The 25942-nt window shown below is 50.5% G+C and carries 23 protein-coding genes and 2 tRNA genes; 15 read left to right on the top strand and 10 right to left on the bottom strand.

What is annotated here, in order from left to right:
* Positions 1 to 16: 16 nt before the first annotated feature.
* Positions 17 to 871: a 3-deoxy-8-phosphooctulonate synthase gene (gene kdsA, locus M977_RS20100; protein WP_064518442.1), complete on the top strand. Its 855-nt coding sequence runs from the start codon at positions 17 to 19 to the stop codon at positions 869 to 871.
* Positions 872 to 962: 91 nt separating this feature from the next.
* Here the strand turns inward: kdsA and chaA are convergent, their stop codons facing one another.
* Entirely contained in the window at positions 963 to 2066 is a 1104-nt protein-coding gene (gene chaA, locus M977_RS20105; protein WP_064518444.1) for a sodium-potassium/proton antiporter ChaA, read from the bottom strand.
* 280 nt (positions 2067 to 2346) lie between these two features.
* On the opposite strand from chaA, the gene chaB reads away from it, so the two are divergent.
* A complete protein-coding gene (gene chaB, locus M977_RS20110; RefSeq protein WP_064518447.1) occupies positions 2347 to 2577 on the top strand; it encodes a putative cation transport regulator ChaB in 231 nt (76 codons plus the stop codon).
* 225 nt (positions 2578 to 2802) lie between these two features.
* Positions 2803 to 3498 (top strand): gamma-glutamylcyclotransferase, encoded by a 696-nt coding sequence (locus M977_RS20115; RefSeq protein ID WP_064518615.1) that lies wholly within the window; start codon positions 2803 to 2805, stop codon positions 3496 to 3498.
* 61 nt (positions 3499 to 3559) lie between these two features.
* Here the strand turns inward: M977_RS20115 and M977_RS20120 are convergent, their stop codons facing one another.
* Together M977_RS20120 and M977_RS20125 are read right to left on the bottom strand one after the other, a co-directional pair.
* Positions 3560 to 3805, bottom strand: coding sequence for a DUF1883 domain-containing protein (locus tag M977_RS20120; RefSeq protein ID WP_064518449.1), 246 nt, complete (start codon positions 3803 to 3805; stop codon positions 3560 to 3562).
* 262 nt (positions 3806 to 4067) lie between these two features.
* Entirely contained in the window at positions 4068 to 4421 is a 354-nt protein-coding gene (locus tag M977_RS20125; protein ID WP_064518451.1) for a DsrE/DsrF/TusD sulfur relay family protein, read from the bottom strand.
* A 121-nt stretch (positions 4422 to 4542) separates the two neighbouring features.
* Between M977_RS20125 and M977_RS20130 the strand changes: the two genes are divergently transcribed.
* Entirely contained in the window at positions 4543 to 5943 is a 1401-nt protein-coding gene (locus tag M977_RS20130; RefSeq protein ID WP_064518452.1) for a YchO/YchP family invasin, read from the top strand.
* Between the two features lie 80 nt (positions 5944 to 6023).
* Here the strand turns inward: M977_RS20130 and narL are convergent, their stop codons facing one another.
* Positions 6024 to 6674: a two-component system response regulator NarL gene (gene narL, locus M977_RS20135; protein WP_064518454.1), complete on the bottom strand. Its 651-nt coding sequence runs from the start codon at positions 6672 to 6674 to the stop codon at positions 6024 to 6026.
* The gene (gene narX / locus M977_RS20140; RefSeq protein ID WP_064518456.1) at positions 6667 to 8451 is read right to left on the bottom strand and encodes a nitrate/nitrite two-component system sensor histidine kinase NarX; all 1785 of its coding nucleotides are present in this window, start codon (positions 8449 to 8451) and stop codon (positions 6667 to 6669) included. Before narX ends, narL begins: the two co-directional genes overlap by 8 nt.
* A 307-nt stretch (positions 8452 to 8758) precedes the next feature.
* Here narX and M977_RS20145 point away from each other — a divergent pair, with 307 nt between their 5' ends.
* The 8 genes from M977_RS20145 (at position 8759) to narI (ending at position 20394) form a co-directional block, all read left to right on the top strand.
* Positions 8759 to 10150 carry a NarK family nitrate/nitrite MFS transporter gene (locus M977_RS20145; RefSeq protein ID WP_064518458.1) on the top strand — a complete coding sequence of 464 codons (1392 nt, stop codon included), beginning with the start codon at positions 8759 to 8761 and terminating at the stop codon, positions 10148 to 10150.
* Between the two features lie 191 nt (positions 10151 to 10341).
* A complete protein-coding gene (locus M977_RS20150; protein ID WP_064518459.1) occupies positions 10342 to 11049 on the top strand; it encodes a GntR family transcriptional regulator in 708 nt (235 codons plus the stop codon).
* An 8-nt stretch (positions 11050 to 11057) separates the two neighbouring features.
* The gene (locus M977_RS20155) at positions 11058 to 12029 is read left to right on the top strand and encodes a sugar phosphate isomerase/epimerase family protein (RefSeq protein WP_064518461.1); all 972 of its coding nucleotides are present in this window, start codon (positions 11058 to 11060) and stop codon (positions 12027 to 12029) included.
* Positions 12030 to 12131: 102 nt separating this feature from the next.
* Positions 12132 to 13397 carry an MFS transporter gene (locus M977_RS20160; RefSeq protein WP_064518463.1) on the top strand — a complete coding sequence of 422 codons (1266 nt, stop codon included), beginning with the start codon at positions 12132 to 12134 and terminating at the stop codon, positions 13395 to 13397.
* Positions 13398 to 13737: 340 nt separating this feature from the next.
* Positions 13738 to 17484 (top strand): nitrate reductase subunit alpha, encoded by a 3747-nt coding sequence (locus M977_RS20165; RefSeq protein ID WP_064518465.1) that lies wholly within the window; start codon positions 13738 to 13740, stop codon positions 17482 to 17484.
* On the top strand, positions 17481 to 19016 hold the full coding sequence (narH, locus tag M977_RS20170; RefSeq protein ID WP_064518467.1) for a nitrate reductase subunit beta: 1536 nt from the start codon (positions 17481 to 17483) through the stop codon (positions 19014 to 19016). Before M977_RS20165 ends, narH begins: the two co-directional genes overlap by 4 nt.
* Positions 19013 to 19714: a nitrate reductase molybdenum cofactor assembly chaperone gene (gene narJ / locus M977_RS20175; RefSeq protein ID WP_064518469.1), complete on the top strand. Its 702-nt coding sequence runs from the start codon at positions 19013 to 19015 to the stop codon at positions 19712 to 19714. The genes narH and narJ overlap by 4 nt, the downstream gene beginning before the upstream one ends.
* Positions 19715 to 19716: 2 nt before the next feature.
* Positions 19717 to 20394 (top strand): respiratory nitrate reductase subunit gamma, encoded by a 678-nt coding sequence (narI, locus tag M977_RS20180; protein ID WP_064518472.1) that lies wholly within the window; start codon positions 19717 to 19719, stop codon positions 20392 to 20394.
* Here the strand turns inward: narI and M977_RS20185 are convergent, their stop codons facing one another.
* Positions 20395 to 21294 (bottom strand): DMT family transporter, encoded by a 900-nt coding sequence (locus M977_RS20185; protein WP_064518474.1) that lies wholly within the window; start codon positions 21292 to 21294, stop codon positions 20395 to 20397.
* A gap of 108 nt (positions 21295 to 21402) precedes the next feature.
* On the opposite strand from M977_RS20185, the gene M977_RS20190 reads away from it, so the two are divergent.
* On the top strand, positions 21403 to 21846 hold the full coding sequence (locus M977_RS20190; RefSeq protein ID WP_064518476.1) for an Lrp/AsnC family transcriptional regulator: 444 nt from the start codon (positions 21403 to 21405) through the stop codon (positions 21844 to 21846).
* 88 nt (positions 21847 to 21934) lie between these two features.
* Here the strand turns inward: M977_RS20190 and M977_RS20195 are convergent.
* The 4 genes from M977_RS20195 to M977_RS20210 form a co-directional block, all read right to left on the bottom strand.
* Positions 21935 to 22019: transfer RNA gene (locus M977_RS20195), tRNA-Tyr, on the bottom strand.
* Positions 22020 to 22101: 82 nt separating this feature from the next.
* Positions 22102 to 22186 (bottom strand) — tRNA-Tyr (locus M977_RS20200).
* A 164-nt stretch (positions 22187 to 22350) separates the two neighbouring features.
* Positions 22351 to 23193, bottom strand: a complete 843-nt coding sequence (purU, locus tag M977_RS20205) for a formyltetrahydrofolate deformylase (RefSeq protein WP_064518478.1) — start codon at positions 23191 to 23193, stop codon at positions 22351 to 22353.
* A 58-nt stretch (positions 23194 to 23251) separates the two neighbouring features.
* Positions 23252 to 23707 carry a YchJ family protein gene (locus M977_RS20210; RefSeq protein WP_064518481.1) on the bottom strand — a complete coding sequence of 152 codons (456 nt, stop codon included), beginning with the start codon at positions 23705 to 23707 and terminating at the stop codon, positions 23252 to 23254.
* 175 nt (positions 23708 to 23882) lie between these two features.
* On the opposite strand from M977_RS20210, the gene rssA reads away from it, so the two are divergent.
* Both rssA and rssB read left to right on the top strand, forming a co-directional pair.
* Positions 23883 to 24791, top strand: a complete 909-nt coding sequence (rssA, locus tag M977_RS20215) for a patatin-like phospholipase RssA (protein WP_064518483.1) — start codon at positions 23883 to 23885, stop codon at positions 24789 to 24791.
* A 93-nt stretch (positions 24792 to 24884) separates the two neighbouring features.
* On the top strand, positions 24885 to 25898 hold the full coding sequence (rssB, locus tag M977_RS20220) for a two-component system response regulator RssB (RefSeq protein ID WP_064518485.1): 1014 nt from the start codon (positions 24885 to 24887) through the stop codon (positions 25896 to 25898).
* Positions 25899 to 25942 lie beyond the last annotated feature (44 nt).

Raw genomic sequence — 25942 nt, forward strand, 5'->3', positions numbered from 1 at the left:
ACAAGGCGAGATTAAGATGAAACAGAAAGTCGTAAGCATTGGCGATATTAACGTCGCAAACGACCTGCCATTTGTACTGTTTGGCGGCATGAACGTGCTGGAATCACGTGACCTGGCGATGCGTATTTGTGAGCACTATGTCACTGTGACCCAGAAACTGGGCATCCCTTACGTATTTAAAGCGTCTTTCGATAAAGCCAACCGTTCATCCATCAACTCTTACCGTGGTCCCGGCCTGGAAGAAGGGATGAAGATTTTCCAGGAGCTGAAGCAAACTTTCGGCGTGAAAATCATCACCGACGTTCATGAAGCAAGCCAGGCACAACCTGTTGCGGATGTGGTTGATGTGATTCAGTTGCCTGCTTTCCTTGCTCGCCAGACTGACCTGGTTGAAGCGATGGCGAAAACTGGCGCGGTTATCAACGTCAAAAAACCTCAGTTCGTAAGCCCTGGCCAAATGGGTAACATCGTTGATAAATTCCACGAAGGTGGCAACGACCAGATCATCCTGTGTGACCGTGGTGCGAACTTCGGTTATGACAACCTGGTTGTCGACATGTTGGGCTTTAGCGTGATGAAACAAGTTTCTAATGGCTCACCGGTTATCTTCGACGTGACTCACGCACTGCAATGCCGTGACCCGTTTGGCGCAGCATCTGGCGGCCGTCGTGCGCAGGTTGCTGAATTGGCACGTGCGGGTATGGCGACTGGCCTTGCTGGTCTGTTTATCGAAGCACACCCGGATCCAGATAAAGCGCGTTGCGATGGCCCATCAGCACTGCCACTGGCGAAACTTGAGCCGTTCCTCCAGCAAATTAAAGCTATTGATGACCTGGTGAAGAACTTCGAGCCGCTGGATACCAGCAAGTAAGAATGAATGAATCGCGGTTGGCGTTGCTGTTAGCCACCAAAACAAAAAGCCCTTATCTCACGATAAGGGCTTTTTTTATGATGCTGACCCGTCAGGCAAATATCGTCATCAGATAAGCGGCAAACAGCGCAAGGTGCGCGGTGCCGTTGAGGACATTTGTGCGCCCTGTCGAGAATGAAATCTGGCACAACACAAGCGAAGTCAACATCACAACCAACTCCGGCATTCCTAAACCAAAGGTCAGATCGTTGCCCGTCAGCATAGCAATTATCGTCACAGTCGGAACTGTTAGTGAGATAGTTGCCAGTACAGAGCCGAAGAACAGGTTCATTGCGCGCTGAACCTGATTATTTAGCACTGCTTTCAGCGCCCCTAAACCTTCCGGGGAGAGAATTAACAACGCTATCAGGAAACCGGTAAATTGCGCTGGCGCATTGAGCGTCGAGAGCAATGACTCTAGTGGCACTGCGTTCATCTTGGTGACGGCAATTACGGCAATCAGATGCACGATCAGCCAAATGGCATGCCAGGTGCTGCTGTGTGCCGATGGTTTACCATGATGCGGGTCGTCATCGTCAGCCTCGTCTTCATGCTCGTAAACAAACAGGCTTTGGTGTGTTTTAGTCTGAATCAGTAAGAACACGCCATACATTGCAGCGGAAATGGCCGCAGCCATTAATGCCTGCCCGGTACTGAAGTTACCTTCTGGCAGTGCAGTTGGAAGAACCAGCACGATGACTGCTAGTGGGAACAAAGCAATTAAGTACTGTTTGATGCCAAACAGATTCATATATTGCGTCGCGAATTTGTTTCCACCCAGCAGAAGAGAGAAACCGACCAGCCCCCCCGTCACAATCATAATGATCGAGTACAACGTGTCACGCATCAGTGTTGGCGCTGCGTCGCCTGTCGCCATTAATGCGGAAATTAAGCTGACTTCAAGAATAACAACGGACAGACTAAGAATTAGAGAACCGTAAGGTTCACCCAAACGGTGGGCGAGTACGTCTGCGTGACGAACGACGCTAAATGCGCTACTTAAAATGCCCACCAGGGCCAGAATATTGATCCCAATAACCGCTGGAAAAGACTGGCTCCCTCCCCACATCACCAGTACGACCAGCGCTAATACCGGGAAAATGAGCGAACTCTCCTTATGACGGGTTTTCACCGCCTCATGTTGTGTTTTGGTCAAAATACATCTCCATCTGTGCAGGCATTAAGCTATTTATTGATTATAGTCGGACATTATGTCCCCGTTAAAATAGCAAAGAACGGGCGTTTTCTGAGAAAATTTACTCAGTTTTACCGCTTTGACAGCAATAGTATTTCTGATGAATGAAAATAGATGTTTTCTGATATTAATCAATACAAAACATAATGATGTATTTTCAATAAACACAATTATTGATTTTAGCTGGCAGGATCGGACCTCGTGTTTCAAACTTTAGGTTTAACTGATTCAGGATAACGTGATGCCTTATAAAAGCCGAAATGACCTCCCGGAAAGCGTACAAAATGTCCTTCCCGCTCATGCCCAGGATATCTACAAAGAGGCGTTTAACAGCGCGTGGGATGAGTACAAAGATAAAGAAGACCGGCGGGATGATGCCACCCGTGAAGAAACCGCCCATAAAGTTGCGTGGGCTGCCGTGAAACACAGTTACCAAAAGGGTGATGATGATAAATGGCATAAGAAAACTTAAACCTTGCACAATGTATTGATATTCATCTTCAATCTTCCCCTCACACTCCAGTATGGCAAGTTAATATGACATTTTTATTGTTTTGTGATCGTCATCAAACTTGCCAGCGTGTCGCTAATTGCTTATGTTCACTGATATGCTGCTCTAATAGTAAGCAGTAACTAAAAAGCCCGGAAGGCGCATCTGACGTAGTCACACGGAAGTATACAGTGGCGGAGGTGTATGGTGTTAACGCGTGATTTCTTAATTAAAGCAGATTGTAAGACAGCTTTTGGCTCCATTGAGGAATCGCTGTTGTGGACCCCTGAGCAGCGATCGGCATCACTCGCCGCAACGCTCGCTTGCCGTCCCGATAGCAGTCCTGTGTGGATTTTTGGCTATGGTTCCCTGATGTGGAACCCTGCATTTGAATATGAAGAGTCAGCGGCAGGTACACTTGTTGGCTGGCATCGGGCCTTTTGTCTGCGTTTGACGGCAGGGCGCGGAACTGCATGCCAGCCTGGTCGCATGCTCGCCCTGAAAGAAGGTGGGCGCACTACAGGGCTTGCTTACCGTTTGCCAGAGGCCATTCTTGAAGACGAACTGACGCTGGTGTGGAAGCGTGAAATGATCACCGGCTGTTATTTGCCTACCTGGTGCAAACTCGAGCTGGATGATAGTCGCGTGGTGAATGCGCTGGTGTTTATTATGGACCCGCGTCATCCACTCTATGAAGCTGACACGCGTGCTGACATTATCGCGCCGTTGATTGCCGCCGCCAGTGGTCCATTGGGTACCAACGCACAGTATCTGTTCTCACTTGAACAAGAACTGATAAAGCGGGGCATGCACGATGATTGTCTTGATGAACTGGTGAATAAAGTCAGAGACTGGTTGCAACCGAAAGGTGAGGATGGGGAGTTGCAGCCCGGCTTTGCCTGACCATTTCTGAGCCTCATCCTGCAAAAAAGTAGCCCTCAAAAAGAGGGCCGGGATGAGGTTTTTATGCTGCTACATAACTGATTGAGTGCTCAAGCGATTTACTGTGGCTATCAATCAACACTTTCCACGTCCCGCTGTACGGCACCGTCAAGTAAGCAGTCTGCTTATCTTCCACGCTAAGAATATCAGCTTGTGGTTTACCCGCAGAACTGGTGTCGCTCATCAAATGAATATGGCTTTTGTTTGAACAGTGAACCACCACTGTGTCACCGCCAAAAAGATGCAAACTGGCTTTCACTACTGGCATTTTTATACTCCGCTATCACATCAAAGTTAGACATCCATGCGCCGGGTTATCCTTGCAATCAGTGATGCTGCTCACAAATTACACTTCATGCATAACACCAGACCCCAGCCTCACAAATGCTGACTTTGATCAAAAAATGCCATAAGGATTAAACAAAAATGCAGATGTACCTGAAACCATTCAGCTGATGGTTTTTTATACGGATAATTAGCGTCAGGTCATCATTAAATTTGGTTTCAGGCCAGAGTTATAAGCTCGTTTATTAGAACGTTAAAACCTTATCCGCACTCAATGTCCACTGAGCTAATTCCACCAACGTGCCAATTTCCACACCATCAGCCAGCGGTAATGACGTGATGCCACGCCCGTCGGTGCAGGTCTTACACAATTTCACCGGCACATTTTGCGCGGTTAAAATCTCCAGCATTTGCTGGATGTTATAACCTTCAGCCGGTTTCTGACCGCTTAATCCGGCAGTCACCGCATCAGACATCAAAAACAATTTCACTTCTGGTTGTGGCTGCTGGTCACATAGCGCAATCGCCAGGCGCAGGCTGTTAAACAGAGATTCGCTGCCGTAAGCAGCCCCATTGGTAATAATCACAATCTTCTGCATTTTCTCTCCTTGTCTTATCAGTTATGACGGTTGTGCATATCCTACATTGAGTGTTATCTGAAATCAGCACCCAGGCTGTACGTTACTGAAATCCGGAAATACAGTATGTTATAATTTCCAGATGTTCAGAAAAGCTGTTCCATTTGTCACTGTATCATTTGCACTCCTCAGCTCGGGAGGAGCTGCCAGTACCCAGCAGACCTTTACCGAGAAAGCCCAAAACCCATTCAGTCAATCTACCGAACAGCTTCCCGATATGGGCATTGCCCCAGAAACCGATGCCGCCGCGCGTGAAATTGCTGCGATGGCGAAGAAATTCGGCGAAGCGAGTATGGTTGATGACGGGCTGGATGCAGGGGATCAGGCGCGCTTGCTGGCGTTTACTCGTCTGCGTGATGTGTTGACCGACAAAGTAACCAGTGAAGCGGAGTCGCTGCTATCGCCGCTCGGCAAAGCAAACATCAATTTACTGGTCGATGAACACGGAAACTGGAACGGCAGCAGTGCCTCGGTATTTACGCCGTGGGAAGATAACAATCGTTATCTGACCTGGAGCCAGGTGGGTTTTACGCAGAAAGACGAAGGCACGATTGGCAATATCGGTGCCGGGCAGCGTTGGGTGGCGGGCGACTGGCTGCTGGGCTACAACGCGTTTTATGACAATCAGCTTGCCACTCAATTACAACGTGCCGGATTCGGTACCGAAGCATGGGGCGAGTATTTACGTCTCTCCGCGAACTATTATCAGCCGTTAACCAGCTGGCAGGACGGCGATAATGAAACGCTGGAACAACGCCTGGCGCGGGGCTATGACATTACCGCGCAGGCGTGGCTGCCGTTTTATCGACATATCAATACCAGCCTCAGTTTTGAGAAATACTACGGTAACAGTGTGGATTTGTTTGATAGCGGCACCGGTTATCGCAACCCGGTGGCGGTAACTATGGGACTCAGCTACACGCCGATCCCGCTGCTGACGCTTACCGCGCAGCATAAACAGGGGGAAAGCGGCGTTTCACAGGACAATCTTGGTCTGAAGCTGAATTACCGTTTTGGCGTCCCGGTGGCAAAACAGCTTTCTGCCGCCGAAGTGGCGACCACCAGTTCATTACGCGGCAGCCGTTATGACAACGTGGAACGTGATTCTCTGCCGGTGATGGAGTATCGCCAGCGCAAAACTTTATCGGTGTTTCTGGCGACGCCGCCTTGGGAACTGCACGCGGGCGAAACCGTGGCGCTTAAGCTGCAAATCCGTGCCAGCCACAAGATTCGCAATATTACCTGGCAGGGCGATACCCAGGCGTTAAGCCTGACGCCGCCTGCGGATAACCGCGACACCAGCGGTTGGAGCATGATCATGCCGATGTGGAACGAAAACGGCCCGAATGAATATCGTCTTTCGGTGGTGATTGAGGATGATAAAGGCCAGAAGGTCACGTCGAACTGGATTACGCTGAAACTGGCGGAGCCGCTGGTGGTCAGCCCTGTGGACGATCCGCGTTATGAGTTGTTACCGAAGTAACGTGTGATGTCGGGATACGGTTTGGTATTGTTGGGTGGATAAGCCGCAGGCGTCATCCACCACATTCACCATTGGTAAACTTAAAATATCCGATCCTGATGCACCCAAACCGCAGCTTCAACGCGGGATTTTAGCTTCATCTTCTTCAGCAAATGCTTAACGTGCACTTTCACCGTGCTTTCGGTGATATCCAGGCGGCGAGCAATCATCTTATTTGGCAAACCCTGGGCAATCAGCTTCAGGATATCGCGCTCGCGTGGCGTTAACAGATTCACATCTCGGTCTGAGGTGGCGCGGTTGGCACGCAGGCTTGCGGCCAATACTGGCGTTAACGCTTCGCTTAGAACCATCTCGCCAGCGGCGGCTTGTTGCAGTGCCTTGAGCAAATCTTCTGGCTCCATATCTTTTAACAGATAGCCATCAGCCCCACGTTTTAGCGCGGTAACCACATCTTCTTCATGATTTGAAACGCTGAATACCACAATGCGACCAGACAGCGGTTTTTCACGCAGACAATCGAGTGTTTCCAGTCCGTTCATCCCCGGCATATTCAAATCCAGCAGGATCAAATCAGGGTCGAGCTCTTCGGCAAGCAGCACTCCTTGCTCACCATTGCCTGCCTCACCAACAACTGCAAGTTCAGGAGCCATACTGATGAGCTGCTTAACGCCAGTACGCAGCATGGGATGATCGTCGATAAGCAGTATGGTTGAAGCTTCCGGGTTACTCATGATTTGCTCCTGTGGCTATTTCGGGGATAAAACTCACGATGACCTGGGTACCGCCACCCGGGCGCGTTTGCACCTGGCAATCACCTTTCAAGCTTTGTGCGCGGTCTCGCATAATGATAAGTCCGTAGTGGTTGCGGCGCTCACCGTTGTCGGCAATGCCCTGACCGCTATCCCATATGGTTAAGGTAATTTGCTTGTCGTGATATAAAACACTGACTCCACATGAACTGGCACAGGCATGTTTCAGGCTGTTATTAAGTGCTTCTCGAGTGATTTGTACCAGATGAATTGCCTGATGCGACGGCACAAGGCGTGGTGGCACTTGATAATCAAGAGTCACCTGGAAACCCAATTTCTCACTAAATTCGCGGCAGCTTGCTTCTAGTGCCGGGCGCAGTCCAGGTTCGGTTAATTGCAGGCGGAACGTGGTCAGTAACTCTCTGAGTTGACGCCACGAAGTATTGAGTTCGCTGCGCATTTGACCCAGCAGAGTCTGCATCTGCTCAGGCAGTGTCGCCCCTTGCATTTGCAGACAACTCACCTGCATTTTCAGGCAAGAGAGCGATTGAGCAATGGAGTCGTGCAGCTCGCGGGCGATAGCGGAACGTTCTTCCATCACCACCAACTGCTGCTGATGTTCATATTGCCGCTCTAGCGCAAGTGTCGCTGTCAGCTGTTCCATCAGTGTCAGAATTAACTGTTGCTGATCGTGTGTCAGGCTGCGGCCAATTGGCAATTGGGCCAACACCAAACCGTACTGAATATGGTTGTCTGTTAAACGCCATTTTTGTGCGGTGGTTTCGCAAGGTTGCAGGATGGGTTCGCGCGGGCAAAGATTACAGCCGCTGGCTTCACAACTGCTATCAGGTTGATAGGTATACTCTTCGTAATTCTCTTCATCCTCATACTCATAAACCCGTAGTTCGATATTACGCAGCGGTGTTAAGTGTTGTAGTTCGCTGAGTACGGGAGATAAGCGCTGGCACAGTGGGGCCTGAGAGTGCAGCCGGCGGTTAGCCTGATAGAGAAATGAGAGTATCTGGTTTTTTTGCTCAAGCCCGGCGGTTTTTTCGTGCACACGCTGCTCAAGGCTTGCATAACTTTCGGCCAGTTCCGCAGACATACTGTTTAGTGCAGCACCGAGAGTCGCCATTTCATTGCGCCCACGAACGTTCACCCGGTGGGTAAAATCTCGCTGCCCAATGGCCTGGGCCATCGTCAATAATTTCTGCCACGGGCGCAACAATCGCTTGCGTAACCAGATGACGGTGAAAATAATCAGCAAGCCCATTAAGGCTGCCATTCCCATCTGCAGCTGGATAATGCGGTGTAGACGCATTTCTGTGGTGTGATCAAAAGTGGTGACCAACTGATCGATTCGCCCGACAAATCCGGCCACATGCGGCTTAACTTGTTCTGCACTTTGTGCCTTGCGCAGAGCGGGTTCTAACTCTTCACGCCAGTAGTGCTGCAGTGCAGCTAATTTTGCTTCCTGCCCGTCTTGCTGTGCCGCCTCTTGTAAATCGGTACTCCAGGTGGTTTGTTCCATCTCATCTAACAGAACGTTGTCTTTCTCGGTTAGCGGAATGGCGGCCAGCAGGCGATAACTTTGCATGCGCATCGAACCAGCTTTATTGATAGCGTGCGCGTTTCCCTGAATACCTTGTGCCAACCAGCCTGCAAGGCTCATCCCCGCGACCCCCAACAGTGCCAACAACAGCACAATCAGTGCCAATTGGTTGAACAAAGTGAGGGGGGAAAGCAGGCGTTTTAGCATTGACAGGTCTACTCCGGGGTAAAGGAAATCTATTGCGGGTATTCTCAGCCATCCCCAGGAGTATACCCATACCCCTTAAGGATTACCCACTAATTGCCGGAAGGAGCATGAAGCGCTGTAAGGTTACTAACACCTGCGTTCAGGTTTGTGAAAAGCCACACTATTTATGTTTTTTATGGTTACCCATAAAGAATGACAGTTGATTTTTAGCCGTCTGCAAGATGGTTTATCCCTTGATTCACATCAATTTTTATTCCCCATTAGCACCTAAGGTGGCGGCAATTACTCTCACTTTTTTGAGGTGTTTATGTCTCAGTCCCCGGATCACAGCCCAAAAACGGGATCGCTCATTACCGAATGGCGACCTGAAGACCCAGTATTTTGGCAAAGCAAAGGCCATGGTATTGCCAGCCGCAATTTATGGATTTCCGTTCCTTGTTTGCTGCTGGCATTCTGTGTATGGATGCTCTTCAGTGCGGTTGCGGTAAACCTCAACAAAGTAGGGTTTAGCTTCACCACTGACCAACTCTTTATGTTAACCGCGCTGCCGTCTGTTTCCGGCGCATTGTTGCGTGTGCCTTACTCCTTTATGGTGCCGGTATTTGGCGGCCGCCGCTGGACGGCATTCAGCACCGGGATTCTGATTATCCCTTGTGTGTGGTTGGGTTTTGCGGTGCAAGACCCATCAACATCATTTAGCGTGTTTATCATCATTGCATTGCTGTGTGGTTTTGCGGGCGCAAACTTTGCTTCCAGTATGGCGAACATCAGTTTCTTCTTCCCGAAGGCGAAGCAGGGGGGAGCGCTGGGTATCAACGGCGGCCTGGGTAATCTCGGTGTGAGTGTTATGCAGTTGGTTGCACCACTGGTGATTTCACTTTCCATGTTTGCTGTGTTCGGTGGAATAGGTGTTGAGCAGGCCGACGGCACTATGCTGTTCCTGGAAAATGCGGCGTGGGTATGGGTACCACTATTGGCAATCTTTACCGTTGCAGCCTGGTTTGGAATGAACGACCTGGCAACGTCCAAAGCTTCTTTAAAAGAGCAGTTGCCGGTTCTTAAACGTGCGCATTTGTGGATTATGGGTGTGCTGTATCTGGCGACCTTCGGTTCATTTATCGGTTTTTCTGCCGGTTTTGCGATGCTGGCGAAAACCCAGTTTCCTGATATCAATATTCTGCACTTCGCCTTCTTCGGCCCGCTGTTTGGCGCACTGGCGCGTTCGGCGGGTGGAGCGATATCTGACCGTTTTGGTGGTACTCGTGTGTCCCTGCTGAACTTCATCTTTATGGCGATTTTCAGTGCGCTGCTGTTTACCACGCTGCCACACAATGGCGTGGGCGGTAACTTTATTGCCTTCTTCGGCGTATTCCTGATGCTGTTCCTGACGGCCGGTTTGGGGAGTGGTTCTACCTTCCAGATGATCTCCGTTATCTTCCGCAAGCTGACCATGGACCGCGTGAAAGCGCAGGGCGGCACTGAAGAGCGTGCATTGCGTGAAGCGGCAACCGATACAGCCGCAGCACTGGGCTTTATCTCGGCAATAGGCGCAATTGGCGGGTTCTTTATTCCTAAAGCATTTGGTACATCCCTCGCGCTAACCGGCTCGCCTGCGGGCGCGATGAAAGTGTTCCTCGTGTTTTACATTGTTTGCGTGGTGATTACCTGGGCTGTTTATGGCCGGAAATCAGCGAAATAAGTTTTGACCATTTTGGTTATCCCTTGCGCGACTTCGGTCGCGCTTTTTTTGTTTCTAATTCCCCCTCGATCCACCTTTATTCTGAGAGAAACCTCACATTTAGAATAACTACCCCACCAGACACCATTGTCACATTCGTTGGCTAAGAGTACCGTGACGACAAATCTGGTTTAAACCAAATGGATTAAAGCATGAAAAGCCATTCCACCGTAGAGACGGCAAAAGAGATGCTCAATGACTGGCTGAGCAAAGGGGTCGTCCAGCCGGGCGGTAAATTACCTTCCGAGCGTGAGCTGGAAGAATTACTGGGCATCAAGCGCATGACACTGCGACAGGCGTTGCTGTTTCTTGAAGGGGAAGAAAAGATCTTTCGTAAAGATCGTCGCGGCTGGTTTGTGGCCTTGCCGTGTTTCAAATACACCCCGAACACTTCGACCAGTTTTAAGCAAGCAGCTCTGGAGCAGGGGCGTTTGCCGTCCTGGGGCTTTCTGGAAAAAGAACGGGTTTACGCAGCGGAACCGGAGATTTTGTCGCAGCTGAATGTAAAAGACGGTGATGAAATCTACAAAATCTGCGGTTGGGGAGCGCTTGATAACCATAAAGTTTTCTATCACGAAACCTTTATCAACGCGCAGTCCGCTCCCGGTTTTATCGACAAATTAGGCGATCGTTCTTTTGTTGATGTGTGGCAAGAAGCCTTCGGCAAAAGCTCGCACACGCAGCATTTAGCGTTTAAACCGACACGACTTTCGGCAGGCGCTTGCAAGGGGATGGGCGGCACGGCGGGGACTCCGTCTATCCGGGTTGAAAAATACCGCGCCGACGAAGCCGGGCAAGTTATTCAGGTTGATATCGAATATTGGCGTTTTGAATCAGTAGAGTTTTATATCGATTTATAGGAGTTTCCATGAACAACATCCAGGCTACAAAAATTGTCGATCGCGCTGCAAATTTGCCGCTGTATCTGCATGCCTATGCGTTTCATTTAAACATGCGTATGGAGAAGATTCTGCCGGAAGACTTGCTGGATATTGCCAGCCAACAGCAACTGAAAGGGGTGAAAATTCATGTTGTGGATGGAGAAAGCCAGTCTTTAAGGCATGCCAGTGATGAGCGGCTTGCGAATTTTGCAGATAAATCGCGCCAGTTGGGGTTGGATGTTCACATCGAAACCAGCGCCTCAGATGCCCGAACGATTGACGAGGCCGTGAGAATTGCGCTGAAATCGGGTGCGACTTCGGTGCGGTTTTATCCGCGCTATGAAGGGACACTTTCTGAGGTAATGGAAATCATTGCCCAGGATATTCAATACATTAAAGCGAAATACCAGCATAGCGGCCTGACATTTACGCTTGAGCAACACGAAGATTTGCAAAGCCACGAATTGGTGAAGCTGGTTCAACAGGCTGACTTTCCACAGCTTTCCCTGCTGTTTGACTTTGCCAACATGATTAATGCCAACGAAGAGCCGCTTGACGCGCTGGCGGTGATGGGAAAAGAAGTCACTCAGGTGCATATCAAAGATGCGTTAATCAATCACGAAGGTGAAGGGCGCGGGCATACGGCCTGTATTTCTGGGGAAGGTGAATTACCGTTTAAAGAGTTATTACTGCAATTAATTTGTTTGGGCGAAGATAAACCGCAAGTCACCGCATTCGGTCTGGAAGAAGAAGTGGATTATTACGCTCCGGCATTTCGTTTTACCAACGAAGATAAAAACCCGTGGATTCCATTGCGCCAGATGAGTGAAACCCCGTTGCCAACCTCCGGACTGGAAGAAAGATTAAATAAAGAAATTGACGACGCTATGAATCAAATAATGCATGTGCGTAATATTCTTGGCGATCTTCATAAAGATGCTGTAGCTATTTTAAGATAATAATTAATCCAAAACATTTAAATTCAGCTGTCTCACCTTTCGTGAGGTCACTGTGCTCTCAATATAATAATTAATTCCGCTAATTCAGGGGTGGGGTGTCTTATGCTATCCAAAAAAAGATGGACTATATTTAGCTTGTTGGTTCTGTGCGGTGGCACAATATATAAATTGCCGTCATTGAAAGACGCATTTTATGTTCCTATGCAGGAGTATTTTCACCTGACCAACGGTGAGATTGGTAATGCGATGTCGGTTAACTCCATTGTCACGACCATTGGTTTCTTCTTATCAATTTACTTTTCTGACAAATTACCGCGCCGCTTTACCATGTCGCTTTCGTTGATTGCGACGGGTCTGCTGGGCATCTACCTCTCTACGATGCCGGGCTACTGGGGGATACTCTTTGTCTGGGCGTTGTTTGGCGTGACTTGCGACATGCTCAACTGGCCGGTGTTGCTAAAGTCGGTGAGTTTGCTGGGTGACAACACTCAACAGGGGCGCTTGTTTGGCTTCTTTGAAACCGGGCGAGGGATTGTCGATACCGTTATCGCATTTAGCGCCCTGGCGGTGTTCACCTGGTTTGGTAGCGACTATTTCGGGTTTAAAGCCGCAATATTGTTTTACTCTTTCATCGCAATTCTGGTCGGCGTGGTTATTTTCTTTGTATTAAAAGAAAGCCCGGAAGAACAAGTGGCTAAACAAGAGAAAGCAGAGAAAAAAGAAGCTAATCCAGGCTTGGGTAATGTATTAAAAAACAAAACTGTCTGGTTAATCGCTTTTAGCGTGTTCTGTGTTTATGCGGTGTATTGTGGTCTGACATTCTTTATTCCATTCTTAAGAAATGTCTACGCGCTACCGATTGCATTGGTAGGGGCATATGGGATTATAAATCAATATTGTTTGAAAATGGTAGGCGGCCCTATTGGTGGTTTAATTGCTGACAAGGTTTTAAAGTCTCCAAGCCAGTATTTGTTCTATACCTTTATTATTAGCGCTCTGGCGTTGGTTGCCTTGATATTATTGCCGCATGAACAAATGCCTGTTTATTTAGGCATGGCCTGTACCCTGATGTTTGGCGCGGTCATTTTTACTCAGCGAGCGGTATTCTTCGCCCCTATCGGTGAGGCGGGAATCAGTGAGAAAAACACCGGTGCGGCAATGGCGTTGGGAAGTTTTATCGGTTATGCCCCAGCGATGTTCTGCTACAGCTTGTATGGCTACATCTTAGATACCAACCCAGGGTTATTGGGCTATAAAATCGTGTTTGGTTTGATGGCTGTTTTCGCCTGCGCCGGGATTGTGATTTCGGGTCTGCTTATCAAAAACATTCGTGCGCAGCGCAAAGCTGAACCGCTAATCTCTGTCTGATTGTGACACCATTCAACATGGGGCTTCTCTGAAAGGGGATGCCCCATTTTTGGTTTCACGCCCTCCATATTGGCGGACTTACCCCTTAATACCCAGTCGCCCTGATTTCTACTCCTTACAGAATGTAGATAATGGGTATTTTGTTTATATATCAATTAATTAATTATAAATATTCGATTGCCACTTTGGTGGTATATCGACCGTTCGCGTGCAAATCTTCCTCCGCCACAGTTGATCGTTATCAATTCTCCCTTCATATGCGCGCGTTACCGTGCCGCCATCGTTAGTAATCTCGTTTTCATAAGATAGAGCCTCCAGGCTCCACATCAGGAGAACCCCGATGAGCAAATTTCTTGACCGGTTTCGTTACTTCAAACAGAAGGGCGAAACTTTTGCCGATGGACATGGCCAACTGCTCGATACCAATCGTGATTGGGAAGAAGGTTATCGCCAGCGGTGGCAGCACGATAAAGTGGTTCGTTCCACTCACGGTGTAAACTGCACGGGCTCCTGTAGCTGGAAAATCTATGTTAAAAGCGGCCTGGTGACCTGGGAAACGCAGCAAACCGACTACCCGCGTACCCGCCCGGATATGCCAAACCATGAGCCACGCGGCTGCCCACGCGGCGCCAGCTACTCCTGGTATCTCTACAGCGCCAACCGCCTGAAATATCCATTGATGCGCAAGCGCCTGATCCAACTTTGGCGTGAAGCGAAAACCCTGCATGAAGACCCGGTCGATGCCTGGGCTTCCATCATCAACGACGCGGAAAAAGCCAAAAGCTATAAACAAGCCCGTGGTCGCGGTGGTTTTGTCCGTTCAAGCTGGGCTGAAGTAAACGAACTGATTGCCGCAGCAAACGTGTTTACCGCAAAAACCTTCGGCCCGGACCGTATCGCGGGCTTCTCGCCGATCCCGGCGATGTCGATGGTTTCTTACGCGTCAGGTGCACGTTACCTTTCCTTGATTGGCGGGACTTGCCTGAGCTTCTACGACTGGTATTGCGATTTGCCGCCAGCGTCGCCAATGACCTGGGGCGAGCAGACGGACGTGCCGGAATCTGCCGACTGGTATAACTCCAGCTACATCATCGCCTGGGGCTCTAACGTTCCGCAGACCCGTACACCAGATGCCCACTTCTTTACCGAAGTGCGCTACAAAGGCACCAAAACCGTAGCGGTGACGCCGGATTACGCTGAAATCGCTAAATTATGCGATCAGTGGCTGGCACCAAAACAGGGTACCGATGCCGCGATGGCACTGGCGATGGGCCACGTGATGCTGCGTGAATTCCACCTCGATAACCCAAGCCAATACTTCACCGATTATGTACGCCGCTACACCGACATGCCAATGCTGGTGATGTTAGAGGAGCGTGAAGGATTCTACGCCGCAGGCCGTATGTTACGTGCCTCTGACCTGGTGGATGGTCTTGGCCAGGAAAACAACCCGCAGTGGAAAACGGTGGCGATGGATAGCCAGAATGGCGGACTGCTGGCACCAAACGGTTCCATCGGTTACCGCTGGGGCGAGAAGGGCAAGTGGAACCTCGAACAGCGTGATGGCACCAGCGGTGAAGAAGCCGAATTGCGCCTGAGCCTGCTGGGCAGCCACGACGAAGTGGCAGATGTTGGCTTCCCATATTTTGGTGGCGAAAGCACTGAACACTTCAGCAACGTTAAACTTGATAACGTGCTGATGCACAAACTGCCGGTGAAACGCATTCAACTGGCTGACGGTTCCACCGCACTGGTGACCACCGTTTATGACCTGACGTTGGCGAACTACGGCCTCGATCGCGGCCTGAATGATGAAAACTGCGCGACCAGTTATAACGATGTAAAAGCGTATACCCCTGCGTGGGCTGAGCAAATCACTGGTGTTTCTCGCCAGAACATCGTCCGCATTGCGCGTGAATTTGCCGATAACGCTGATAAAACCCATGGCCGCTCGATGATTATCGTCGGTGCCGGGATGAACCACTGGTTCCACATGGACATGAACTACCGCGGTCTGATCAATATGCTGATCTTCTGCGGTTGCGTCGGCCAAAGCGGCGGCGGCTGGGCACACTATGTCGGCCAGGAGAAACTGCGCCCACAAACCGGCTGGACACCACTGGCGTTCGCACTCGACTGGCAGCGCCCGCCGCGCCAGATGAACAGCACTTCGTTCTTCTATAACCACTCAAGTCAGTGGCGCTATGAGTCGTTGACCGCGGAAGAATTGCTTTCCCCGCTGGCGGATAAATCCCGCTATAGCGGCCACCTGATTGACTTTAACGTGCGTGCTGAACGCATGGGCTGGCTGCCATCTGCACCACAGCTCAATACCAACCCGCTGACCATCGCGAAGCAGGCGAAAGCGGCGGGCATGAGCCCGGCTGATTTCACCGCACAGCAACTGAAAAGTGGCGATATACGCTTTGCCGCAGAACAGCCGGATGCGGGCAACAACCATCCGCGCAACTTGTTCGTCTGGCGTTCAAACCTGCTGGGTTCTTCCGGTAAGGGCCACGAGTACATGCTCAAATATTTGCTCGGTACTGAGAACGGTATTCAGGGTAAAGATCTGGGTAAAGAAGGCGGCGTCATGCCGGAAGAAGTTGAGTGGGTAGATAACGGGCTGGACGGCAAACTGGATCTGGTGGTGACGCTGGACTTCCGCCTGTCGAGCACCTGTCTGTACTCAGATATCGTGCTGCCAACGGCCACCTGGTATGAAAAAGACGATATGAATACCTCGGATATGCATCCGTTTATTCATCCGCTTTCTGCAGCTGTTGACCCAGCCTGGGATTCAAAAAGCGACTGGGAAATCTATAAAGCCATCGCGAAGAAATTCTCCGAAGTGTGCGTCGGCCATTTGGGCAAAGAAACCGATGTGGTGACGCTGCCAATTCAGCACGATTCCGCCGCAGAACTGGCGCAGCCGTTTGGCGTGATGGACTGGAAAAAAGGCGAATGTGACCTGATTCCGGGCAAAACCGCCCCGCATCTGGTGACGGTTGAGCGCGATTACCCGGCGACTTACGAGCGTTTCACCTCGGTTGGTCCGTTGATGGAAACCATCGGCAACGGCGGTAAAGGTATTGCGTGGAATACGCAGTCTGAAATGGATCTGCTGCGTAAGCTCAATTACACCAAAACCGAAGGCCCGGCAAAAGGCCAGCCGACTCTCAACACGGCAATCGACGCCGCTGAAATGATCCTCACCCTGGCACCTGAAACTAACGGCCAGGTTGCTGTTAAAGCCTGGGCGGCGCTGAGCGAATTTACCGGTCGTGACCACACGCACCTGGCGCTTAATAAAGAAGATGAAAAGATTCGCTTCCGCGATATCCAGGCGCAGCCACGCAAAATTATCTCCAGCCCAACCTGGTCGGGTCTGGAAGATGAACACGTTTCCTACAGCGCCGGTTATACCAACGTTCACGAACTGATTCCGTGGCGCACGCTGTCAGGCCGCCAGCAGCTTTACCAGGATCACCAGTGGATGCGTGATTTTGGCGAGAGCCTGCTGGTGTACCGTCCGCCGATTGATACCCGCTCCGTCAAAGGTGTGATGGGTAAAAAATCCAACGGTAACCCGGAGAAGGCGTTGAACTTCCTGACGCCGCACCAGAAATGGGGCATTCACTCAACCTACAGCGACAACTTGCTGATGCTGACGCTGTCGCGCGGCGGGCCGATTGTCTGGATGAGTGAAATCGACGCCAAAGCGTTGGGTATCGTCGATAACGACTGGATTGAAGTGTTCAACAATAACGGTGCTTTGACCGCACGTGCGGTGGTGAGCCAGCGTGTGCCGGAAGGCATGACCATGATGTACCACGCGCAGGAACGTATCGTGAACCTACCGGGTTCTGAAATTACCGGTCAGCGTGGTGGTATCCATAACTCGGTCACCCGTATTAGCCCGAAACCGACGCATATGATTGGCGGTTATGCGCAACTGGCGTACGGCTTTAACTACTACGGCACCGTCGGGTCAAACCGTGATGAGTTCGTCGTGGTGCGTAAGATGAAAGACATTAACTGGTTAGACGGTGAAGGGCGTGACCAGGTACAGGAGAGCGTAAAATGAAAATTCGTTCACAAGTCGGCATGGTGCTGAATCTTGATAAATGCATCGGCTGTCACACCTGTTCTGTGACTTGTAAAAACGTCTGGACCAGCCGCGAAGGGATGGAGTACGCGTGGTTCAACAACGTCGAAACCAAACCAGGAACCGGCTACCCAACTGACTGGGAAAACCAGGAAAAATGGAAGGGCGGCTGGATCCGTAAAATCAACGGCAAACTGCAACCGCGCATGGGTAACCGAGCGATGCTGCTGGGTAAAATCTTCGCTAACCCGCATCTGCCGGGTATCGACGATTACTACGAGCCGTTTGATTTCGACTATCAGCATTTGCATAACGCGCCCGCAGGCAAACATCAGCCGATTGCGCGCCCACGCTCGCTGATTACCGGCCAACGGATGAACAAAATCGAAGCCGGCCCGAACTGGGAAGACGATCTGGGTGGCGAGTTCGAAAAGCTCTCCAAAGACCAGAACTTCCAGAATATGCAAAAGGCGATGTACGGCCAGTTCGAAAACACCTTTATGGCGTACCTGCCGCGCTTGTGCGAACACTGTCTGAATCCGGCGTGTGCGGCGACGTGCCCGAGCGGTGCCATTTACAAGCGTGAAGAAGACGGCATTGTGCTGATTGACCAGGACAAGTGCCGCGGCTGGCGCATGTGCATTACCGGTTGCCCGTACAAAAAAATCTACTTCAACTGGAAGAGCGGTAAATCTGAGAAGTGCATCTTCTGTTATCCGCGAATCGAAGCGGGCCAGCCAACGGTGTGTTCTGAAACCTGTGTGGGCCGTATTCGTTATCTCGGTGTGTTGTTGTATGACGCAGATGCCATTGAACAGGCGGCGAGTACCGAGAACGAGAAAGATCTCTACGAGCGCCAGTTGGGTATTTTCCTTAACCCGAATGACCCAGCGGTTATCGAGCAGGCACTGAAAGATGGCGTGCCGCAGAGTGTTATTGACGCCGCACAACAGTCGCCAGTTTATAAAATGGCGATGGACTGGAAACTGGCGCTGCCGTTGCACCCGGAATATCGCACGCTGCCGATGGTGTGGTATGTGCCGCCGTTGTCGCCAATTCAGTCTGCGGCTGACGCAGGTGAACTGCCGCATACCGGTATTCTGCCTGATGTTGAAAGCCTGCGTATTCCGGTGGAATACCTGGCGAACTTGCTGACGGCGGGCGACACCGCGCCGGTTCTGCGCGCCCTGAAACGCATGATGGCGATGCGTCATTACAAACGTGCTGAAACGGTGGAAGGTGTTCACGATATTAGCGCGCTGGAAGAAGTAGGTTTGACTGAAGCTCAGGCGCAGGAAATGTATCGCTATCTGGCCATTGCGAACTACGAAGATCGCTTCGTGGTGCCATCGAGCCACCGTGAACTGGCGGCGGATGCGTTCCCTGAAAGTAAAGGTTGTGGGTTCAGCTTTGGCGATGGTTGCCACGGCTCAGACAGCAAATTCAACCTGTTCAACAGTAAACGCATTGATGCGATTGATGTGTCCAGCAAAACGGAGCCAAAACCATGATTGAACTTCTGGTGATTTCCCGTCTGCTCGAGTACCCGGATGCTGCCTTATGGCAGCACCAACAGGAGTTGCGCGATGCGTTAGCCGAGGGCGGGGCGCTTAATTTGCAACAGGCCGCTCAGCTTAATAATTTTATTTCGACGCTGTGTGGCGGTGATTTGCTGGATGCGCAGGCAAGCTACAGCGAGCTGTTCGATCGTGGTCGTGCCACTTCTATGTTGTTGTTTGAACATGTACACGGGGAATCCCGCGACCGTGGGCAGGCGATGGTCAACCTGATGAACCAGTATCAGCAGGCGGGAATGGAAATCGACAGCCGTGAGTTGCCGGACCATTTGCCGTTGTATCTGGAATATCTGTCGCAGCGCGAGGAAAGTGAAGCGCGTGGCGGTTTGCAGGATGTAGCGCCGATTCTGGCGCTGCTGGCAGCACGCCTGAAACAGCGTGAAAGTGATTATGCGGTGTTGTTTGATGTGCTGTTGGGGTTATCGCAAAGCGATGTGGCGGTGGAAAGTGTGAGCCAGCAAATCGCCAACGAAGCCCGCGATGATACGCCGCAGGCGCTGGATGCGGTGTGGGAAGAAGAGCAGGTGAAATTTGTGGCAGACGCAGGGTGTGGCGAGTCTGAAATCAGCAGCCATCAGCGTCGTTTTGCCGGAGCTGTCGCTCCGCAGTATTTGAATATCGGAGGACAGTAATCATGCATTTTCTCAATGTGTTCTTCTATGACATGTATCCGTACATTTGCGGGACGGTATTCCTGCTGGGCAGCTGGCTGCGCTATGACTACGGGCAGTACACGTGGAAAGCCGGTTCCAGTCAGATGCTGGATCGCAAAGGGATGAATCTGGCGTCCAACCTGTTCCATATCGGGATTCTGGGGATTTTCGCCGGTCACTTCCTTGGCATGTTAACGCCGCACTGGATGTACGAGTCATTCCTGCCAATTGATGTGAAGCAGAAAATGGCGATGTTTGCCGGTGGCGCGAGCGGTGTGATGACGCTGGTGGGTGGCTTCTTGTTGCTCAAGCGCCGTCTGTTTAATCCACGTATCCGTGCGACATCGAGCGTGGCGGATATTCTGATTCTTAGCCTGTTGGTCATTCAGTGCCTGCTCGGTCTGTTTAGCATTCCATTCTCAGCGCAGCATATGGATGGCAGCGAAATGATGAAATTAGTGGGCTGGGCGCAGGCGGTGGTGACATTCCACGGTGGTGCATCTGAGCACCTGGATGGCGTGGCGTTTATCTTCCGCGTGCATTTGGTGTTGGGGATGACGTTGTTCTTATTGTTCCCGTTCACCCGTCTGGTGCACGTGTGGAGTGCACCGGTTGAGTATTTGACGCGTAAGTATCAGGTTGTTCGCGCACGCCGCTAATTATCGCGTTTTTTGTTCCAGGCCCTGCGAGAGCAGGGCCTTTTCTTTTGTGCCCCAGCCGAGATTATTTCCTGCCGCAGCCAGCAAAATCAGCGCACCCCCGATAAATTGCACCACGCTCAACGTATGACCAAACATCAGGCTATCTACTGTGACCGCCACCAAAGGATAAATAAAAGAGAGTGAGCCGATGATCGGCGTTGGTAGTTTCTGAATCGCGCTATAAAGCAACTGGTACATCACTCCGGTGTGAACGATTCCGAGCGTCAGTAAAATTCCCCATGGGAAACTTTCCGAGAGAGTGACGAAATGGGCCAGCGGCAACAATATAACCACACCAACCAGCACCTGGATAAAGGCAATATGTTGCGGTGGAAGAGGGCGTAATTTGCGGGTGATGATTGCCGTCAACGCGTAGAAGAAAGCGGCACCAAGCGCCATGGCAATACCTGTTATCAAGTTAGCGTTATGCGCCTTAATAAGCTCACTAGAAAGTAGAATCGCCACGCCGATAAACGCCAGCAGCAGCCAACCCCACTTTATCAGTGTCACCCGCTCACCCATTAAAATGCTTATCAGAACCAGCATGAACGGCTGGGTATTGTAGACCACGGTCGACATGCCGATGGAAATCTGGTCGTAGGCGGCGAACAGCAGTAACCAGTTGATGACCAAAGCCACCCCGCCGATTACGGACAGCAATAACGTGCGACGTGTAAAGTGGCTGAAAGGCTGTTTGCTCACCAGGATAAAAAATCCAAGCGCTGCAGCGCCGATCGCACAACGCCAGAATACGACGTCAATAACGGGTAAACCTGACAACAATACAAATGCGCCAATGGAGCCTGAAATAAGCATTGCCAGGCACATTTGCCAGATACCCGTTTTAAATTCACTCATAGAAACCTCCCGAATCAGATGTCTCTATTGTGAAAAAATCGACGTGTGCTTTACAGAGTTGTTGTAAGGTAAAAAGAGATAATTTCTTTTTTTATGAAGGTAAATTAGATGGAATTCCTTATTGATGATATCGACCGGGCGATTGTGACCTGCCTGGCGCAGGATGCCAGGTTGTCGCTTAAAGTACTGAGTGCGCGAGTGGGGCTAACCTCGCCGAGTACGGCAGAGCGACTGAAGCGTTTAGAAGAGCGGGGGATTATTCAGGGCTATAGCGCGCGAGTGAATCTGGCGGCGCTGGGGTATACATTGCAGGCTCTGGTCAGAGTGAAACCGCTGCCAGGAATGCTGCAGAAGGTGGAAAAATATCTGCAAGCCATGCCCCAATGCATTGAGTGTGACAAAGTGACTGGAGAAGACTGTTTTGTGGTGAGACTGGTAGTAAAAGATATTGCGCAGTTGGACACGCTGCTCGATGGGCTTGCCGAACAGGCTCAGTCTAATACGGCGATTGTGAAAAGTTCGCCAGTTACGCGGCGATTGCCTGCGATGTAAAGACAGCTATTACCAGCCTACACTTCTTCCCCAACGGGAATATGAAAGTTTGTGCGATTTGGATTTGTTTGGAGGTATTACCAGAAGATGGTGGCGGGGGAAGGATTCGAACCTTCGAAGTCGATGACGGCAGATTTACAGTCTGCTCCCTTTGGCCGCTCGGGAACCCCGCCAGGGGTATAGGTACTACTGAATTTTGATAAGTGCTCATGTTGATGAGAGCTTATCGTCTTAACCACAGCCAGTGGTTAAGAATGGTGGCGGGGGAAGGATTCGAACCTTCGAAGTCGATGACGGCAGATTTACAGTCTGCTCCCTTTGGCCGCTCGGGAACCCCGCCAGGGGTATAACATTTTGTTGGCTTTCTTACTCGCCTCCTTCGTCTGGAAGCGGGGCGCATCATATCAAATGAAGCGCCGCTGTAAAGCATTCACTGTAAGAAAATGAATCGTTTGCCGTTTTTTTACACGTAACGTCGCAAACCTAAGCAATTACATGATTGATCTACAGAATAATCGTGCGATTACCGTATACAAACACACGCTGGGCCAGTACTTGATACAGTGCGCGGCTGAGAACATTTTTCTCAACATCACGCCCGGCACGCATCATATCTTCTGCAGTGTAGGTGTGATCGACGTGAATAACATCTTGCATGATGATTGGGCCTTCATCCAGATTGTCATTCACATAGTGCGCAGTGGCACCGATGATCTTCACTCCGCGTTCATAGGCCTGGTGATAAGGACGAGCACCGATAAATGCAGGCAGGAATGAGTGGTGGATATTGATAATCTGGTTCGGGAAGCGTGAAACAAATTCAGGAGTTAACACGCGCATGTATTTAGCCAGTACCACATAATCAGGTTTGTGCGCTTCAATAGCGTCAGCCATCTGTTTATCGTGATCTTCACGCGTCAGCCCTTCATGGCTCACCAGTTCGAACGGAATATCAAAACGTTCAACCAGGGTACGCAAAGTCTCGTGGTTACCAATTACCGCAGCGATTTCGACATCCAGGCCGCCGTAGTTAGCTTTCATTAACAGGTCACCTAAGCAGTGCGCTTCTTTGGTGACCAGAATCACCACGCGGCGACGGCCCGCAGGAATCAGTTCGCGCAACGAACCTTCAGGCAATGCGCCATCCAAATCTGCCAGCAGCGTATTGTCGTTAAAAATACCTTCGAGTTCGGTACGCATAAAGAAGCGCCCGGTGCGGTGGTCGACAAACTCATTGTTCTGAACAATGTTCAGTTCGTGCTTGTAACAAATATTGGTGATCTTGGCGATCAGGCCCTTTGCGTCAGGGCAAATGGTGCGTAGTACTTTTCGTTGTAATGCTTGCATTGCAGGCTAAGTCCTGTTGTACGTGTGTTTGCTAATTGATTTGTGCCATGACGAGTCATTACCCACAACACTTTTTATATTTTTTTCCAGAACCGCAAGGGCAGGGGGCATTTCGACCAAACTGCGGGCGGGTTCCATCAACATAGTACCACCGGCCGTTTTCCTTTAAGAAACGAGAACGCTCGATAATCGCACTTTCTTTGCCCTGTTCTTCAAAGCGCGCGACAAAACTAACGTAACCTTCGTTTTCATTCTCACCTGCGGCGGCTTCATAAACTGTCAGGCCCAACCAGTGAGTATTCCCAAAACTTCCCAAAAGATCTGTTGTCAGAGCAGGACTGCGTGTTTGCGGGTACCAGGTGGCAACAAGATAGTCTGCATCCTGCATCACATAAGCGCTATAACGTGAACGCATGAGCTGCGATGGGGTTGGCGCAAGCTGGTCCGCGCGTAGGTAAGGCTGGCAACATAAGCTATACTCCTGACCGCTACCACAAGGGCAAAGTTGCGACACAGCATCTCCTTGGTTACAAAAAAATAGTCGGCGTAAATACGCGGGGTAGTTATGTTAACTGAGCTGTGGCGAGTTCGCCACGAGGTGATATATCCATTGGCATTTGAGTTGCAATCAACACCCCCGCAGCTTGAAAAATGATGGGTATAAACCGGGGAAGAAAGACCGAGGCGAAATGAGACAGGTAAAGATCGGCCTTGCATTAGGGTCGGGAGCAGCAAAAGGGTGGGCGCATATTGGTGTCATTAATGCGTTAAAGCGGGCTGGCATTCAGGTTGATATCGTTGCTGGCTGCTCGGTTGGGGCACTGGTCGGTGCCGCGTATGCAAGTAATCGCTTACCTATGATGGAACGATGGGTGCGCTCGTTCGGCTATTGGGATGTACTGCGACTAATGGATCTTTCCTGGCGTCGTGGCGGTTTGTTGCGTGGCGAAAGAGTGTTCAATAACGTCCGCAAAATCATTACCGAAGAGAAAATTGAAGATTGCGCGCTGCGTTTTGGCTCTGTTGCCACCAATTTAAGTACTGGACGTGAATTGTGGTTCACGGATGGTGATTTGCACCAGGCTGTTCGAGCGTCTTGCAGTATGCCGGGGCTATTGTCGCCTGTCGGGTATAACGGCTACTGGCTGGTGGATGGCGCAGTGGTTAACCCGGTGCCTGTTTCGCTGACCCGTGCGTTGGGTGCCGATATCGTGATTGCCGTCGACCTGCAACATGATGCGCATTTGATGCAGCAAGATTTACTCTCCGTCAATATGACGACTCCACTGGCGGAAAACCTGGTGCAGCCTGATTCATGGCGTGGTCGTTTGCGCGAACAACTCGGCAAAATCACTACTCGTCGTGCCAATACCACGCCAACGGCCATGGAAATCATGACCACCTCCATACAGGTGTTGGAAAACCGCTTAAAGCGTAACCGTATGGCAGGTGACCCACCCGATATTTTGCTGCAACCTTTTTGCCCCCAGATTTCAACACTTGATTTCCACCGTGCCGCGGAAGCGATAAGTGCGGGTAGTTTAGCTGTCGAGAAAAAGATGGATGAGTTGCTACCATTGGTTCGTACCCATGATTGAGTATGGTGAAAACTCGCATCTTCAGGCAATTCTGACAGGCGGTGATTGTCATACCATGCCACTATTGATCTATCGCCAGTCAGGGGAGCGAAAATGACACAGCCACTCGTTGGAAAACTGATTCTCATTGTTGAGGATGAGCCCGTTTTCCGCTCTTTACTGGAAAATTATCTCTCTTCCTTAGGTGCGGTCATTGTTGTTGCCGTTGATGGTATAGATGCTCTGGAAAAGATGACCAGTTTTGCGCCCGATCTGCTGATTTGCGATCTGGCTATGCCTCGCATGAATGGGTTGAAGCTGGTAGAGCACTTGCGCAATGAAGGCGTGCAGACCCCAATACTGGTGATCTCCGCCACCGAAAACATGTCTGATATCGCTAAAGCGTTGCGCTTTGGGGTACAGGATGTCCTACTCAAGCCAATTAAAGACCTCAATCGTCTGCGTGAAACCGTTTTCGCCTGCCTCTATCCCAACATGTTTAATTCGCGTGTTGAGGAAGAAGAAAGGCTATTTCAGGACTGGGATGCGTTAGTCAGCGACCCGCAGGCTGCATCAACGCTACTGCAAGAACTTCAACCTCCTGTACAACAGGTGATTTCGCATTGCCGGGTGAATTACCGCCAGTTAATTACTCATAATCAACCAGGACTTGTTCTGGATATTGCTGCGTTGTCAGAGAACGACCTGGCTTTTTATTGCCTTGATGTGACAAGAGCAGGGGATAATGGGGTGCTGGCGGCACTGTTATTACGAGCACTATTTAACGGGCTATTGCAGGAACAACTTTCTAAACAAAACCAACGTTTACCTGAGCTCGGTAATTTACTCAAACAAGTGAATCAATTATTACGCCAGGCCAATCTCACGGGGCAGTTTCCCCTGATGGTCGGCTATTATCATAGTGAGTTAAAAAACCTGATTCTGGTATCTGCGGGGCTAAATGCCACCTTAAATACCGGTGAGCATCAAATTCAGGTCAGCAATGGTGTGCCATTAGGGACGCTGGGCAATACTTATCTCAACCAAATCAGCCAGCGTTGTGAGTCCTGGCAGTGTCAGGTATGGGGGACGGGCGGGAGATTACGCCTGATGTTGTCTGCGGAGTGAGCATTTGAATGGTTGAAATCATTTAGGTTTTCTCCCCTATCATT

This window comes from Buttiauxella gaviniae ATCC 51604, from assembly GCF_001654835.1.
Classification (GTDB): domain Bacteria; phylum Pseudomonadota; class Gammaproteobacteria; order Enterobacterales; family Enterobacteriaceae; genus Buttiauxella; species Buttiauxella gaviniae.

Excerpts from the sequence above, each read along its gene's own strand:
- kdsA (WP_064518442.1), top strand. The coding sequence starts at position 17 with ATGAAACAGAAAGTCGTAAGCATTGGCGATATTAACGTCGCAAACGAC.
- chaB (WP_064518447.1), top strand. The coding sequence starts at position 2,347 with ATGCCTTATAAAAGCCGAAATGACCTCCCGGAAAGCGTACAAAATGTC.
- M977_RS20120 (WP_064518449.1), bottom strand. The coding sequence starts at position 3,805 with ATGCCAGTAGTGAAAGCCAGTTTGCATCTTTTTGGCGGTGACACAGTG.
- M977_RS20125 (WP_064518451.1), bottom strand. The coding sequence starts at position 4,421 with ATGCAGAAGATTGTGATTATTACCAATGGGGCTGCTTACGGCAGCGAA.
- M977_RS20130 (WP_064518452.1), top strand. The coding sequence starts at position 4,543 with ATGTTCAGAAAAGCTGTTCCATTTGTCACTGTATCATTTGCACTCCTC.
- narL (WP_064518454.1), bottom strand. The coding sequence starts at position 6,674 with ATGAGTAACCCGGAAGCTTCAACCATACTGCTTATCGACGATCATCCC.
- narX (WP_064518456.1), bottom strand. The coding sequence starts at position 8,451 with ATGCTAAAACGCCTGCTTTCCCCCCTCACTTTGTTCAACCAATTGGCA.
- M977_RS20145 (WP_064518458.1), top strand. The coding sequence starts at position 8,759 with ATGTCTCAGTCCCCGGATCACAGCCCAAAAACGGGATCGCTCATTACC.
- M977_RS20150 (WP_064518459.1), top strand. The coding sequence starts at position 10,342 with ATGAAAAGCCATTCCACCGTAGAGACGGCAAAAGAGATGCTCAATGAC.
- M977_RS20155 (WP_064518461.1), top strand. The coding sequence starts at position 11,058 with ATGAACAACATCCAGGCTACAAAAATTGTCGATCGCGCTGCAAATTTG.
- M977_RS20160 (WP_064518463.1), top strand. The coding sequence starts at position 12,132 with ATGCTATCCAAAAAAAGATGGACTATATTTAGCTTGTTGGTTCTGTGC.
- M977_RS20165 (WP_064518465.1), top strand. The coding sequence starts at position 13,738 with ATGAGCAAATTTCTTGACCGGTTTCGTTACTTCAAACAGAAGGGCGAA.
- narH (WP_064518467.1), top strand. The coding sequence starts at position 17,481 with ATGAAAATTCGTTCACAAGTCGGCATGGTGCTGAATCTTGATAAATGC.
- narJ (WP_064518469.1), top strand. The coding sequence starts at position 19,013 with ATGATTGAACTTCTGGTGATTTCCCGTCTGCTCGAGTACCCGGATGCT.
- narI (WP_064518472.1), top strand. The coding sequence starts at position 19,717 with ATGCATTTTCTCAATGTGTTCTTCTATGACATGTATCCGTACATTTGC.
- M977_RS20185 (WP_064518474.1), bottom strand. The coding sequence starts at position 21,294 with ATGAGTGAATTTAAAACGGGTATCTGGCAAATGTGCCTGGCAATGCTT.
- M977_RS20190 (WP_064518476.1), top strand. The coding sequence starts at position 21,403 with ATGGAATTCCTTATTGATGATATCGACCGGGCGATTGTGACCTGCCTG.
- purU (WP_064518478.1), bottom strand. The coding sequence starts at position 23,193 with ATGCAAGCATTACAACGAAAAGTACTACGCACCATTTGCCCTGACGCA.
- rssA (WP_064518483.1), top strand. The coding sequence starts at position 23,883 with ATGAGACAGGTAAAGATCGGCCTTGCATTAGGGTCGGGAGCAGCAAAA.
- rssB (WP_064518485.1), top strand. The coding sequence starts at position 24,885 with ATGACACAGCCACTCGTTGGAAAACTGATTCTCATTGTTGAGGATGAG.